The organism is Streptomyces sp. NPDC001941 (assembly GCF_040296945.1).
Classification (GTDB): domain Bacteria; phylum Actinomycetota; class Actinomycetes; order Streptomycetales; family Streptomycetaceae; genus Streptomyces.
Map to the genome: position 1 here is coordinate 39,381 of NZ_JBEOYE010000004.1, position 14,516 is coordinate 53,896.

Sequence of the window (14,516 nt, forward strand, 5' to 3'; positions counted from 1 at the left end):
GCGCCCGGCGATTGTGCCGGGGCCCGGTGCGACGCGACCATGGGGCGTCACCCCGGGGCGCGGCCGGTGCGGTCCGGGGGCCGTGAGGGACTGGGGTGGGTCGTGCGGAGTTACACCAGCGTGCTCGTCGGCCAGTTGGCCTTCGCCGCGCTCTGCTGCTTCCCCGGTCCCGTCATCCTCGTGGTGGCGTACACGGCCTGGCGGGACGGGGCGGACTGGGCCTGGATCGCGCTGCTGGTCGGGGTGGTCTGGACGGCCCCGATCCCGTACGCGGCCGTCGCGTCCGCCCGGCGGCAGTACCCGCGCATCACCCGAGCGGACCGCGTGCGCGCGAAAGACGGCGAGAGGGACGACAAGAGGAGCGCGCCGTACGGCGAACACACCTTCGTGATGTGGGCCCCACGGCACGAACACCGTGCCGAGGGAATGGAGTTGATGCGGGCCGACGTCCTCACCGCCGCGCTCGTGCGCTACTCCCCCGACGGCGAGGCCACCTTCACGACGCACGCGGGCGACTACGCGCCCGACGAGTTCACGCCGCTGGTACGGCTGACCCTGCGGGTGCGCCCGGACGCCGCGGGACCAGAGCACGATGCGTCTCCCCCCTTCGAGGTCACCGGCGAGTGGCGGGTCCCGTCCCTGTGCCTCTCGGCGGTCACCGCCGGGCGCCTGGTCGTCCTGGCCGACCCCCGCGCACCGGGCCGGGTCACCCCGCTCTGGCCGCAGAGCGCGCTCCTCGCGGGCACCAGGACGTGCCGGGTCGTCGGCCTCGACGGGCGGACGGCCGAGGTCACGCGGCGTCCGGTGCGGCAGCTGGCGCAGATGCGCGTCTCGTGGGCGGCCGGCGGGGTCAGGATGGACGGCGACACGGTGGACCTGCGGCGCCTCGATCCCCGTACGGCCTCCCTCTACACCGCCGTCGCCGAGCGCGACCGGGCACGTCCGGAGGCACCGGCGCCGGTGAGCGAGCCGCGCGAGCGCGAGCGGTGGCTGCTGGACGGGCTGCCGGGAGAGTCCGCCGGTTTCGGCGGCGTGCGCGGGGGCTGGGCGCGGCGCGGGGGCGTCCTGGTGCGCGGGCGGTTCCTGGAGATGCGCGGGCGGACGACCTTCCAGGACCACGGCCCGGTCCTGGACACCGTGCTGCGGGTCCGACCGGCCGACGGGTCACCGCCGTTCGAGGCCGCGCGGCGGCTGACGGTGCCGATGAACTACCTGGCTCTCCTGCACCGCACCAAGGAGGTCGTCCTCTGCGCCGACGCGGCCGGGCGCGGGTACGTCATCGACTGGCAGCGCACCAACCTGCTCGCGGGGACCGCCACCGCCTCGGTCATCACCGAGGAGGGGCACGAGGAACGGCTCGACGGCCGCACCGAGTTGGTCTGGGCCCTGATGAACCTGCTGGCAGCCCGCGGGATCTCGCTCCCGTCACCCGTCCTCGACCTGCGCACGCGACGGTTGCGCCCGGTGGCGGGCGAGGTGGTCGACGTCCTGCGGCGCGCCCGTACGGACTCGGGCGCGGGCGGCGCCTGACGTACCGGGCCGTGCCGCGTGCGGGCCCGGTCTCCACCGCGCCGCCGGGGCTCGGTAGCCTCGGGGACATGGTGCGCGGTTGGATCCTCCCGTTGGTGTTCGTGGCGTGCGGTGCCGCCGTCGCGGCGTCCCTCGCCGTCGGCGGGGCGTTCGTCGCCGCCGTCGCCGTCCTTGCGGCCTTCCTGCTCCTCGGGGCGGTGAACTCGCCGCTGCTCTTCCCCCGGTCGGTCAGCGCGGCGCAGGCCCGGCGCCTCAGCGCCGCCCACGGGCGGCCCGTCGTGTACTGGCGCCCCGGCTGCGCCTTCTGCCAGCGGCTGCGCATGCGGCTCGGGCGCCGGGCCCGGCAGCTGCACTGGGTGAACATCTGGCGCGATCCGGACGGCGCCGCGACCGTGCGGGCGGCGAACGACGGCAACGAGACCGTGCCGACCGTCTTCGTGGACGGCACGCCCCACACCAATCCGGACCCCGCCTGGGTGCGCGAGCAGATCACGGCGCGGGGCCGGGGCTGAGCAGGGCCCTCCCCCACGGGGAAGGCCGTGCGGGCGCCCGCGGCTTAGCGGACGCCCGCACGATTCACGCCCTCCTACCGGCTCAGCGGCCGAGGAACGCGTCGAACACCGTCACCGTCGAGGTGTTGCCCTGCTTGTCGACGATGTCGGCCCGCAGCGCCACGCCCTTGCCCTTGGCGGGCGCGACCAGCAGCGCCTTCCCGAGGAGCAGCGGGACCTTGCGCCAGCTGACACCGTTGTCGTACGACGCCTGTACGGTCAGGGACTTGAGGTTGTCCCCGGCCGCCGCGCCCTGCACCTCCACCGGCATCCACACCGGCAGCCCCGCGCGGACCGTCGACTCCAGGTCGGCGTACGGGTGGAAGCGGGCGACCGAGACCGGCGCCGTCTTGTCGCCGTCCTTGGACCGGAAGGTCCAGCTGGCGTCCACCCGCGAGCCCACCCGGCCGATCTTCGCCTCGCGGCTCGCGGTGGTGCTCAGCGTGTAGGAGCCGTCCTCGGCCGGGAGCTTGAACGTCTGGTAGTCCAGCTCCTCGTCCGAGTCGGCCAGGACCTCGCCGTCACGCGTCAGCGTGGTGTGCGCGGACTTCAGCGTGGTGTAACCGTCGTGTCCGTCGCCGTCGGAGAAGACCTTGACGAAGGCGTACAGGGTGTTGGAGGAGCGCACCAGGCTGTGGTCGGCGTCGAGCACCGGTCCGAACGCGCCGGTGTTGAAGTCGATCCCGTACGTGCGGCCCGCCCGGTAGGCGGTCCTGGGGATCGAGTACCGCGAGTCGGTGAGCTGCCAGCCGTTCGGGAGGGTGTCGCCGAGCTGCTCGAAGCCGGTGGTCCAGGCGGCGCCCTCGGCGGTGGAGACGTAGATCCGCTGGGTGCGCGGCGCGGTCAGGGTGTGCCCGCCGGAGTACCCCATCGGGCCGTCCGTGGTCCAGCCGATGACCGAGATCCAGGCGTCCTTGCCGGGCGCGGCCTCGCCGAGGCCGAAGTCCAGCCGGGCCAGCTCGCCGCGCTGGACGTGGCGGGTGAAGCCGGTGGCGAGGCGCTGGACGGGACCGCCGAAGACCAGGGCGTACTGGGTGGTGTCCCCGGCGTCGAAGTCGGCGTCCCAGACCTGCTTCAGGGTCCCGTCAGTGACGTCGGGGCCGAGGTGGGCGGCGCGGAGGTTCCGGTACGAGGCCAGCAGCCAGCCGAACTTCTGCGTCGAGTAGCCGACCTGGACCTCGTAGGCCATGTACGCCTGGTACTGGGTGGCCGCGCGGTCCGGGACGGTGATGTCGACGGGCTTCGCCGTGCGCGCGTCCAGGGTGACCTTCTGCTCCTTGTCGACCTTCAGCTTCGGCTGGGCGATCCAGTCGGTGCCCTTGGTGCTGTCGGACCGGTCGGCGAGGATCATGCCGGACACGCTGTACTCGCCGACGGGCAGGCGCAGCGTGGTCGTGTCGCTCTTCTCGTCCACGGCGTACTCGACGCCCGCCGCGTCGCCGGTGAGACCGGTGACGTACGTCTGGAAGTGGGCGGCGGCCTTGCCGTCGCGGCCCAGGTGGCTCAACTCCACGGCGTACGACGCCACGTCGCGCTTGACGACGAAGGCGCTGCGCACGGACTGGCCGTCGCCGGAGGCGACCACGGCGCCGCTGTACTGACCGTCGGCGGCCTCGACCGAGGTGTCGGCGGTGACGGTGACGTCGGCGGTTCCGCCCGCGGGGACGGTGACGGTCGCCGGGCTGACGGTGAACATGCCCGCGGGCGCGGCCTCCCCCTTGGGGCCCGTGCCGGTGGCGGTGAGGCCGAGCGTGACGGCGGCGGCGCCCTCGTTGCGGTAGGTCAGGGTGCGGGTGAGGGGCTGGTCGTCGTCGTGGGGCCAGGCCGCCTCGCCGAAGTTCAGCGACACCGGCGCCGCGTGGACGCCCTGCGCGACGGCGCGGTCGGCCTGGATGCGGCCCGCGCCTTGCTCGTAGGCGGCGAACCCGGTGTCCTTGGCGGATCCGGTGAGCACGCCCTTGAGCCGGTCGGCCTTCCAGTCGGGGTGCCGCTGCTTCAACAGGGCTGCGGCGCCCGCGACATGGGGCGTGGCCATGGAGGTGCCGGAGATGGTGACGTACCCCTCGGGGTTCTCCCCGTACTCCTTCGCGATCGCGCTGCCGGGGGCCGAGGCGGCGGTGATGTCCACGCCGGGGGCGGTGACGTCCGGCTTGATCGCGCCGTCGCCGACGCGCGGGCCGCGACTGGAGAAGGAGGCCGTCTTGTCGGCGCTGTCGACGGCGCCGACGGTCAGCGCGCCGTCGGCCGCGCCCGGGGAGCCGACGGTGCCCGCGCCCGGGCCCTCGTTCCCGGCGGCGATGGCGAAGAGCACGCCGTCGGCCTCGGTGTGGCGGTTGATCGACTCTTCCAGCGGGTCGGTGCCGGGACTGTCGGGCCCGCCGAGGCTGAGGTTGACGACGTCGGCGCCCTCGGAGACCGCCCAGTCGATCGCGACAACGATGTCAGACTCGGCGCCGCTGCCGGTGTCGCCGAGGACCTTGCCGTCGATGATCCGGGCCCCGGGCGCCACGCCCTTGTACTTGCCGCCGGACTTCGCGCCCTTACCGGCGATGGTGGACGCCACGTGGGTGCCGTGCCCCTGGCGGTCCTTGTTGTCGGGCGAGTCGGAGAAGTTCTTCTCCACGATCTGCTGTCCGGCCAGGTCGGGGTGGGTCTCGTCGACGCCGGTGTCCAGGACGGCGACCTTGACGCCCTTGCCGTCGTAGCCCGCGGCCCACACCTTGTCGGCCCCGATCTGCGGGACGCTCACGTCGAGGCGGGCCTTGACGACGCCGTCGAGCCAGATGCGGTCCACGCCGGAACCGGTCGTGCGGACGGACGGCCCGCTCGTGTCGGTCAGCGCCTCCCACAGCCGGGGCAGGTCTCCTGCAGGGGTGGTGACGGCCTCGGCGTTCAGGGACGCGAGGCCACGGCGCACCCGGGTCGACCCGGCCTCGCGCACCTCGGCGCGGGCGGCGGCCGCCGCGCCCCGGTAGCCGACGATGACCTTGAGCCCCTTCGCGTACGCCTTCCTGGCGTCGGCGGAGGCGAGCCCGGTGGCGTCGAACAGCCGCTTGTCGGCCTTGCCTTCGGCGATCAGCCGCTGGGCGTCGACGGGGACGACGTAGTCGTGGCCCCGCTCGGAGCGGACGGAGACGGGGATGTCCTCGCGCCCCGGGGCGGGGGTGAATCCGGTGACGCGGCCGGACGTCACCTCGGCCACGTCACCGGTGACGAGCGGGACTCGGTAGGCCGGTGCGGCCTTGCCGTCGCCCGCGCGGCCCGACGGCGCGGTGCGGGTGGTGGAGGAGGGGGCGTCGGTGGCGGCGGTGGCCGGTATCGACGCGCCGGCCGCCATCGCAAGGACCGCGGTGGCGGTCATCGCGACGCGGCCCGGTGTTCTCGCCTGGCTTCGCAATTGAGTCCTTCGAGAGGTGGTGAGGTGCCGTGTCCGCGGTTGCCCGCCTTGCACCCGCGACCGGCCGAATTGCGCCGCCCTACGGATGTGTTCACGACACACGTTGCTTGCGCGGGCAGTATTCAGACACCCGCCGCCATGATCAAGAGGCGTGCACGCAAGTCGTCCACCAGGCCCTGCAATGTCGGAAAAGGGTTTACCTGTCGGCAACATGGGACTGTTTCCGGCCACGTACGGACACCCGCCCCTCAGCGAGGCGTCGCATCCGGGAACGCCCGCCGGGCCGCTTCCCGCAGTACGGAGGCCAGGGCCCGGGGGCCCGTGCGGTGGGCCGTGTGCCCCTGCCCCGCCAGGGTCACCACCCGGGCGCGGGGCAGCACCCGGGCGAGCGCGGCCAGGCGTCGGTGCAGGTGGGCCGGGCTGCGGTCGCCCTGGACGAGCGTGACCGGCAGGCCCAGTCGCGCGTACCGCTCGACGCCGACGCCGAGCGCGTCCAGCGCGTCGACGTCGGCGAGCCCCGCCGCCACCCGCGCCGTGAACGCGTCCGACGGCACCGAGCGCGCGAGGATCCCGTCGGTCACCGCCTCCGTCTCCTGGGCGATCTCCCGCAGGTGGATGCGCAGGGCCTCCCTCGCGTCCCCCGCTTCGAGTGCCCGCCGCGCGCGCCGGGCCGGCTCCGCGCCGACCAAGTCCCCGGCGAGGACCGGCGGTTCGTACAGCACCAGGCCCGCGCACACGGACGGCTCCCGCAGCGCCGCCTCCAGTGCGGCGACCGCGCCCGAGGAGTGCCCGCAGAGCAACAGGGGCCCGCCACCGAGGCGTTCGGCGACGGCCAGTATGTCCGCCGCCTCGGTCGCCACGGAGTAGTGCGGGGGTACGCGCGCCCCGGGGACGTAGATGCGCCGGGCGAACCTCACGACGCGGAAGTCTCCGGCGAGCAGCTCGGTGACCCGCTCCCAGGACGCGGGGCGCTCGGCTCCCCCGTGCACGAGGAGCAGCACAGGGCCGGAGCCGTCATCGAGGGCGGTGAGGGGGACGCCGTCGGCGGCGGTCGCGCGAAGCTCAGTCATGGGATCAAGTCTGGACTCTTGGCCGGGTGTTGGGCCGCACCGGCGCCGGGCGAGGGCACCCGCGCGCCCCGCACCGTCACGTTCCGTACGGCCGGAGGGTCAGCGCGGGGAGCCGGCACCTCCCGGCTCCCCGCGCGGACCCCGTACGACGGCGGCTAGCGTCCCGCCCCCACCTCGACCTTCTCGTCGCGCGTATCGACTTCCCTCGGCTTGACGGCACTTCCGCCCGACCGCAGCGGCCACCAGATGCCCCGCCCGAGCAGGGCCGCGGCCGCCGGGACCAGCAGCAGGGAGAGGACGAAGGCGGACAGCAGGATGCCCAGGGCGGTGGCGAAGCCGATCTGCTGGGTGGAGGGCTCCGCGTTCACCGCGAGGGCGCCGAAGGAGGCCGCCAGGACCACGCCCGCCGTGGCGATGGCCGGGGCGGTGTGGCGCACCGCGCGGGCCACCGCGGCGCGCGCCGAGCCGGCCCGGGCCATCTCCTCGCGCAGCCGGTCGCTGATCAGGATGTTGTAGTCGGTGCCCAGGGCCACCACGAACAGGAACAGCACGAGCGGCAGCACGAAGTTGACGCCCGGCCGGCCTCCGACGTGCTGGAAGACCAGCACGGAGGCGCCGAAGGTGGCCGCGAAGCAGAGGCCCACGGCCAGCATCAGGAGCACCGGCGCGAGCAGGCTGCGCAGCAGGACCAGGAGGATCAGCGCGATCAGGGCGGCGGCGACGGGGAACACCGTGCGCAGGTCCTCGTCCACGGCCGTCGCCACGTCGGCGAACACCGCGGCCGTGCCGCCGACATGGGCCGTCAGCCCGTCCGGCACCCCCTGCGCCACGGCCTTGCGGACGGGTCCCGCCACCAGGTCGCGGGCCTCCTGGGTCTGCGCGTCCACGGTGAGGTAGGCGTCGATCCGGGCGGCGGTGCGGTCGGCGCTCAAGACGGGGGCGCCGACCTCGCCCACGCCCTTCACCCCGGCGAGCGCCCGGGGCAGCCCGCCGAGCGCGGCGGCGTCGAGCCTCCGGCCGTCCTCGGCGGTGACGTACACCGTCGTCGGGTCGGACACGCCCGGCGGCAGGGAGCGGGAGATCTCGGCGGCCGTCGCGGCGGCCGGGGTTTCGCGCGGGGTGCTGCCGGTGCTGAAGTCCATGTGGACGCCCTTGACCCCGACGGCCAGCGCGCCCAGCAGCGCGACCGAACCGGCGAAGACCAGGAGGGGGCGGCGGGCGACGAGGTCGCCGACGCGTCCGGCGACGCCCGGGCGCGGGCGCTTCGTCAGCGCCTTCGACGGCCAGAACATCCGGCGGCCGCTGACGGCGAGCACCGCGGGCATCAGCGTCAGGCTGGCCACCAGCATCACCAGGACGGACACGGCCACCGAGGGGCCGAGCACCCGGAACTGGCCGAAGGTCGCCACGCCCAGGGTCGCGAAGGCCGCCACGATCGTGAGCGCCGCCGAGGTGATGGCGGTGCCGACGCGTCCGGCCACGTCCGCGGCCACCTGCCGGTGGTCGGCGCCGGGCCGGGCGCGCAGCTCCTCGCGGAAGCGGAAGAGCAGGAAGAGGAAGTAGTCCACGCCGATGCCGATGAGGACGGTGCCGATCATGCTGGGGGTGCCGGGGTCGAGGTCCACTCCGGCCAGCAGGGCCGCCCCGACGACGGTGCCGGCCGCCGCGCCGCCGACCACGGTGACCGCGAGCAGCGGGACCACCGCGGCGAGCACGCTGCGGAAGACCAGTACGTTGACCAGCACGATCAGCCCCACCATCAGCAAGCCGACCACCATCCCCGTGGTCTTCTCGGCGTCCACGCGGTCCACGACGTCGGCCAGGCCCCCGGTGAAGCCGGTGCGCAGTCCCTCCTGGGCGAACTCCGCGTCCGCCCGGTCGTGGAAGGCCCGGTACAGCGCCTGCACGCCCGGGTCGGTGGCGTTGCCCTTCAACCGCGCGGTCAGCAGGGCGAACGTGCCGTCCGGCGCCGTCATCGCCGGTGTCACCTCGGGCACCTGGGTGTGGTCCTGGGACAGGCCCTTGATCTGGCCCTCCTGCCAGGGCATGTCCACCCGGGTGCCGCTCAGCTCCTTCGCCACCGCGGCGACGTGGGCCCGGTCCGTGCCGGACAGCTTCGCGCCGTCGCGGCGGGCGACGAGGACGGTGACCGCGTTGGCGTCGGGCTCGGCGCCGAACCGCTCCTCGGCGACCTTCAGCGCGGCGGCCGCGTCGTAGGAGTCGGGCAGGAAACCGGCGCTGTCGGTCTGGGTGACGCGGAAGACCAGCACCTGTCCCATGATGGACACGAAGATGCCGACCACCGCCCACACGGCGATGACCCGCCATGGCCGGCTGGTGGAGTATCGGGTCAGGGCACGGATCACGGGGCGTCCTCCGGTACGGGTACGAGGGTGCGGGGTGCGGGGTGCGGACCCCTGGTCGCCAGGCGCTTCGGAGCGCCGGGTGCCGGGCCGGTCCCGGCGGCGGCCGGGGGTGTCCCGGCGGCGGCCGGGGGTGTCCCGGCCCAGGTCGGCCGGTGTCCCCGGCACTTCTCCAGCACATCAGCGGGCCCGGCCGGATTCCTCCGAGCGGGGAACGAGATGCCCGGTGGGAGCAGGGCCCCGCCGCCCCGCCCTCCTGGGACCCTGCTCCCAGGCCGGACTCCCCCTCGGGCCCGGAGGACACCGCCACCCGTACTGACACAATGGGTGGCACATCGGCCGGGCCCCGGGTCAACGGGGCACGGGGACGGTGGCCGGGGGCGCGCGGGGGCGGGCCCTCGTGTGCGTACGTACGACGACAGCGCGGCGAGGCCGGGCAGGGGGAGGACCAGATGCGAGGGCGCCTTGGCGGGGCGCGCCCGGCCGCGGGGAGCGGGGCCGGGCGGTGGGCGGCGGGCGACCGGGTGCCATGGAGCCAGCACGACGGTCTGGTCGCGGTCGGCTGTGCGGCGGTGGACCTGGTCGGCTTCACCGTCACCAGTCAGATGGACCAGGGGTACGTACCGGTCGCGGGCTGTCTGGTGATGGTCGCGGCGTCGTTGCTGCTGCTGGTGCGCCGCCGGGTACCGCTGGTGGCGCTGGCGGGCGTGCTCGCGGTGAACCTCTCGCTCAACTGGTTCAGCGCGATCGGCCAGCACTACGGAGCGGCGACCGTGGTCGCGCTGTTCACCGTCGTACGCGCGTGCCGCCCGGCCGTCAGCGCGGTCGCCGTCGTCGGGTGCGTCGCGGTGCTCCAGTTCGCGCACCCCGTACTGCCCGCGCCGTCGTGGCTCGACCTGGCGGCGAACATCGCGTCGGCGCTGTTCGTGACGGCGGCCGCGATCGGGGTCACCCGCTGGCAGCGCACCACCGAGGCGAACCGCAGGCTGCTCGCCGACCAGGCCGTCGCGGACGAACGCAGGCGCATCGCGCGGGAGTTGCACGACATCGTGGCCCACCACCTGACCACCATGCAGCTGCTGTCCGGTGGCGCGCGCGCCAACCTGGAGCGCTCCCCCGACGCCGCCCGCGAGGCCCTGGTCACCCTGGAGGACTCCGGGCGCACCGCCCTGCGCGAGATGCGCCACCTGCTCGACGTGCTGCGCGCGGGCGACGAACCGGACGAGGACGGTGAGCCGAGGAGCCCGCAGCCCGGCATCGCCGACCTGGACCGGGTGGTCGAGGACAGCCGCAGGTCCGGACTGCCGACCACGCTCACCACCGAGGGCGATCCGCGCACGCTGCCGCCCAGCGTCGCGCTCGCGGTGTTCCGCATCGTCCAGGAGTCCCTCACCAACGCCCGCAAGTACGCGGGGCGGGGCGCCCGCGTCGACGTACGGATCGGCTACGCGCGCGACGGGGTGAGCGTCACCGTCCTGGACGACGGGGGCGGTGCCGAGCGGCCCGCCGCGTCCGGTTCCGGCTACGGCCTGGTCGGGATGCGCGAGCGGGTGGCGCTGCACGGCGGGACGCTGCGCGCCGGTCCCGAGGACGGCGGTTTCCGCGTGCGCGCCAGCCTGCCGCTGCCCGCCGAGCGACGGGAGGCGTACGCGTGACGGGCGGACCGCCGCCCGTGCGGAGCGTGAAGGTGCTGATCGCCGACGACCAGCCGCTGGTGCGGCGCGGTCTCGCGCTGATGCTGGCGCCGGAGCCCGGCTTCGAGGTGGTCGCGGAGGCCGCCGACGGCGAGGAGGCGGTGCGGCTCGCCCACCGGCACCGGCCGGACGTCGTGGTGATGGACATCCGCATGCCGGTCCTGGACGGCATCGCGGCCACCGCGCGTCTGACGGAGGAACTGCCGGACTGCCGGGTCCTCGCGCTGAGCACCTTCGACATGGACGCGCACGTCGTCGCCGCACTGCGGGCCGGGGCCTGCGGATTCCTGCCCAAGGACATCTCCCCCGAGGACCTGGTCGCCGCCCTGCGCGTGGTCCACGAGGGCGAGGCGATCCTGGCGCCCCGGCTGCTCACGCGCCTGATCTCGGCGCACGTCACGGCGCCCGCGCGACCGCCCGCCCCGGCTCCCCCGGCGGCGTCCGAGGGGCTCACGCCGCGCGAGCACGAGGTCTGGCGACTGATCGCCACCGGCCTGGACAACGGCGAGATCGCCGCGCACCTGGGGGTGAGCGCGTCGACGGTGAAGAACCACATCACGGGCCTGTTCGCGAAGCTCGGGGTGCGCGACCGCGCGCAGGCGGTCATCGCGGCGTACGAGTCGGGGGTGGTGACGGCGCGCGGGGAGGCCTGACTGGGCTGAACGACGGAGAACGCCGGGGGCCGGGTGACCGGCCGCGGCGGCGTGCAGTTGGCCCGGTATGCACAAGCCCTCCCTGGCCACGGCCATGACCGTACTGGCCGCCGCCGCGCTGGCCGCGGCGCCGTCCGCCGCGTCCGTCGCCCCCGAGCCGCTGCCCGGCGCCCTCCCCGTCTTCGCGCACGACTACGAACTGGCCTACAGCCCGGCCCTCAAGGAGCTGACGCACGCCGAGGGCCCGGCCGCGTTCTACACCGAGCACCCGCTGTACTGCGCACAGCGCGGGCGCCGGTTCGCCGCCGCGAACATCGCGGACTTCTCCCGGGTCGCCGGAGTGAGCCTGGACCTGCTGCGGGCGGGCCGGCTGCGCTGCGGCGACGTCATCAAGGTGACGCCGGACGCGCGGGCGCTGCGGAACCACCCGGCGCCCGCCGAGGCCGTGGCGTACCTGTTGGTGGTGGACGCGAAGGGCGGGCCCGGCATCAACGTCCCGGTGTCGGTACTGGCCAGGATCAAGCCCGAGAGCCTGGGCACCGGCGTGCACGACGACCTGCGCGTGGAGAAGGCCGACCCCGCCGCAGCCCACGGCGTCCTACGCGACGAGACCCTTCCGTAGGGGGGCGGTGCCCGCGTCCCGTACGGCGGCGCGGGCGCACCGCACATGTGCCGCCGCAACGGGTCGGCCGCGGCTCACCCTACGTATGCGACGGGACCTGCGGCCACGGGATTTCGCGGTGGGAGCCCTCGTGGTCGCCGTCGACGGGCGGTACGTGCTCAAGCGCTTGCTTCGTCGTGAACTGGGCCAGCCACCGCGAAAGTTACGCATAGTGGATCTCAACCACGATATTTCTTCGGGTACTTCCGCAGACCGGTGTCCGTCTGAGATCTTGCCTCCACCCCTACAGGAGAACCGGCCCGACCGGCGCGTCACGCGCCGCCGGACCATCGGAGGACGCCTTGAGATCCCACATATCCCGCCACGCCAGACGCACCGCCGTCGCCCTCGCCGCGCTCGGTGCGGCCTCGGTCCTGCTGGCCCCCGCCGTCCCCGCCGCCGCTGCCCCCGCCGGGGCCGACGGCACCGCGCCCGTCGCACCGCGCGAGCGCGCCGCCGCCCAGGCCCCCGCCGCACAGCCGGCCGGTGCCTGGGCCGCCGGGACCCGCGCCTACCTGGTGATCAGCACCCCCGCGAACGTGGCCGCCGCCAAGACCGCCGTGACCTCCAACGGGGGCACCGTCTTCGCCTCGTACGACGCCATCGGCGTCATCGTCGCCCATTCGGCGTCCGCGACCTTCGCGTCGACGCTGCGCTCGGTCAGCGGCATCCAGCAGGTCGGCGCGACGCGCACCTCCGACGTCCCCGCGGACGCCTACAACCCGGCGCTGCCCGCCAACCCCGCCCAGTCGGCGACGACGCTCACCGAGACCAACCGCTGGGACATGACCCGCATCAAGGCCGACAAGGCCTGGGCCGTCACCACCGGCTCCCCGTCGGTCAAGGTCGGCGTCCTGGACACCGGCGTGGACGACCAGCACCAGGACATCGCGCCGAACTTCGACGCGGCGGACTCGGCCTCCTGCGCCTACGGCAAGGCCGACACCCGTACCGGCGCCTGGCGGGACGTGGACACCCACGGCACCCACGTGGCGGGCACCATCGCGGCGGCGAAGAACGGCAAGGGCGTCATCGGCGTCGCGCCGGGCGTGAAGCTCGCCTCGGTGCGCATCGCGGAGCCCGGCACCACGCTGTTCTTCGCCGAGAACACCGTCTGCGGCTTCATGTGGGCCGGTGACCACGGCTTCAAGGTCACCAACAACAGCTACTACACGGACCCGTGGCAGTTCAACTGCCCGGACAACCTCGACCAGGCGGCCATCATCGAGGGCGTCCGGCGCGCCCAGGAGTACGCCGAGTCCAAGGGCTCGCTCCAGGTCGCCGCGGCCGGCAACTCGAACATGGACCTGGCCGACAAGAAGACCGACACCGAGAGCCCGAACGACTCGACGCCGGTCACCCGCACCATCACCAACGCCTGCCTCGACATCCCGACCGAGCTGCCGGGCGTCGTGACGGTGTCCGCCATGGGCAACGGCGACGTGAAGGCCTCGTACTCCAACTTCGGCCGCGGCGTCGTCGACGTGTCCGCGCCGGGCGGCGACGGCGCCTCGGGCGTCTACTCCACCCTGCCGGGCGGCAAGTACGGCAACAAGAACGGCACCTCGATGGCGTCCCCGCACGTCACGGGCGTCGCCGCGCTGATCGCCAGCGCCAACCCGGCCCTCACCCCGGCCGACATCCGCGCCCGCCTCTCCGGCGACGCGACCGACACGGCCTGCCCGTCCGACGCCCGCTGCACCGGCACCACGACGAACAACTCCTTCTTCGGCGAGGGCCAGGTCGACGCGCTCAAGGCCGTCGGCGGCACCACCACCCCGCCGACCGGGAAGTACTTCGAGAACACCGCCGACGTCGCGGTCCCCGACAACACCACCGTCGAGAGCCCGATCACGGTCAGCGGCGTGACGGGCAACGCCCCGGCGGCCCTCAAGGTGGGCGTGGACATCAAGCACACCTACCGCGGCGACCTGGTCGTCTCGCTGGTCGCCCCCGACGGCACGGTCTACCTCCTGGAGGACTTCGCCAACAGCGACAGCGCGGACGACGTGGCGAAGACGTACACGGTCAACGCCTCGTCGGAGGCGGCGAACGGCACCTGGAAGCTGCGCGTCCAAGACGTCGCGACCCAGGACACCGGGAAGATCGACGCCTGGAACCTGACGTTCTGATCCGGATCGTCACCGATCGTCACTGTCGGTGACCTCTGACCGCCGACCGGGGCCGGGGGCGGGCGCGCAGGCGCTCCGCCCCTGGTCCCGCCCCCTGCGTTTCCTTGGCAAAAGCCAGCTGTGTTAGGCTCGGGGAGTTGCAGTTGTGGTACCCATGAACCTATTGGCGCCTGACGGGAAATGTTTCTCCTGCAGGCGCTTGTTTGTTTTTTCCGGCGTTTCCGGATGGGGCCTCTGCCTTACAGAAGGAGAACGTCATGACGCAGGGAACCGTGAAGTGGTTCAACTCTGAAAAGGGTTTCGGCTTCATCGAGCAGGACGGCGGCGGCCCCGACGTCTTCGCCCACTACTCGAACATCGCGTCCCAGGGCTTCCGTGAGCTCCAGGAGGGCCAGCGGGTCAGCTTCGACGTCGCGCAGGGCCAGAAGGGCCTGCAGGCGGAGAACATCGTCCCCGCCTGACCGC

At 73.8% G+C, this 14,516-nt stretch carries 10 protein-coding genes; 7 read left to right on the forward strand and 3 right to left on the reverse strand.

Annotation, left to right across the window (positions count from 1 at the left end; translation table 11 throughout):
- The first annotated feature begins 102 nt into the window (after positions 1-102).
- Together ABT160_RS05310 and ABT160_RS05315 are read left to right on the forward strand one after the other, a co-directional pair.
- The gene (locus tag ABT160_RS05310; protein ID WP_351643775.1) at positions 103-1,530 is read left to right on the forward strand and encodes a hypothetical protein; all 1,428 of its coding nucleotides are present in this window, start codon (positions 103-105) and stop codon (positions 1,528-1,530) included.
- Positions 1,531-1,598: 68 nt separating this feature from the next.
- Positions 1,599-2,042: a glutaredoxin domain-containing protein gene (locus ABT160_RS05315; protein ID WP_351643777.1), complete on the forward strand. Its 444-nt coding sequence runs from the start codon at positions 1,599-1,601 to the stop codon at positions 2,040-2,042.
- Between the two features lie 82 nt (positions 2,043-2,124).
- Here the strand turns inward: ABT160_RS05315 and ABT160_RS05320 are convergent, their stop codons facing one another.
- The 3 genes from ABT160_RS05320 to ABT160_RS05330 all read right to left on the reverse strand — a co-directional run bounded on the left by ABT160_RS05320 (position 2,125) and on the right by ABT160_RS05330 (position 8,914).
- Positions 2,125-5,442 (reverse strand): S8 family peptidase, encoded by a 3,318-nt coding sequence (locus tag ABT160_RS05320; protein ID WP_351643780.1) that lies wholly within the window; start codon positions 5,440-5,442, stop codon positions 2,125-2,127.
- A gap of 284 nt (positions 5,443-5,726) precedes the next feature.
- The gene (locus ABT160_RS05325; protein ID WP_351643781.1) at positions 5,727-6,548 is read right to left on the reverse strand and encodes an alpha/beta fold hydrolase; all 822 of its coding nucleotides are present in this window, start codon (positions 6,546-6,548) and stop codon (positions 5,727-5,729) included.
- Positions 6,549-6,703: 155 nt separating this feature from the next.
- Positions 6,704-8,914, reverse strand: coding sequence for an MMPL family transporter (locus ABT160_RS05330; RefSeq protein WP_351643782.1), 2,211 nt, complete (start codon positions 8,912-8,914; stop codon positions 6,704-6,706).
- Positions 8,915-9,363: 449 nt separating this feature from the next.
- Here ABT160_RS05330 and ABT160_RS05335 point away from each other — a divergent pair, with 449 nt between their 5' ends.
- From ABT160_RS05335 to ABT160_RS05355, 5 genes are all read left to right on the forward strand, one after another.
- Positions 9,364-10,566, forward strand: coding sequence for a sensor histidine kinase (locus tag ABT160_RS05335; RefSeq protein WP_351643784.1), 1,203 nt, complete (start codon positions 9,364-9,366; stop codon positions 10,564-10,566).
- Positions 10,563-11,258, forward strand: a complete 696-nt coding sequence (locus ABT160_RS05340; RefSeq protein ID WP_351643786.1) for a response regulator — start codon at positions 10,563-10,565, stop codon at positions 11,256-11,258. The genes ABT160_RS05335 and ABT160_RS05340 overlap by 4 nt, the downstream gene beginning before the upstream one ends.
- Before the next feature lie 67 nt (positions 11,259-11,325).
- Entirely contained in the window at positions 11,326-11,880 is a 555-nt protein-coding gene (locus tag ABT160_RS05345; protein WP_351643788.1) for a hypothetical protein, read from the forward strand.
- A gap of 341 nt (positions 11,881-12,221) precedes the next feature.
- Entirely contained in the window at positions 12,222-14,051 is a 1,830-nt protein-coding gene (locus ABT160_RS05350) for a S8 family serine peptidase (RefSeq protein WP_502984163.1), read from the forward strand.
- A 257-nt stretch (positions 14,052-14,308) separates the two neighbouring features.
- On the forward strand, positions 14,309-14,512 hold the full coding sequence (locus ABT160_RS05355) for a cold-shock protein (RefSeq protein WP_351643790.1): 204 nt from the start codon (positions 14,309-14,311) through the stop codon (positions 14,510-14,512).
- The last annotated feature ends 4 nt before the right edge of the window (positions 14,513-14,516 follow it).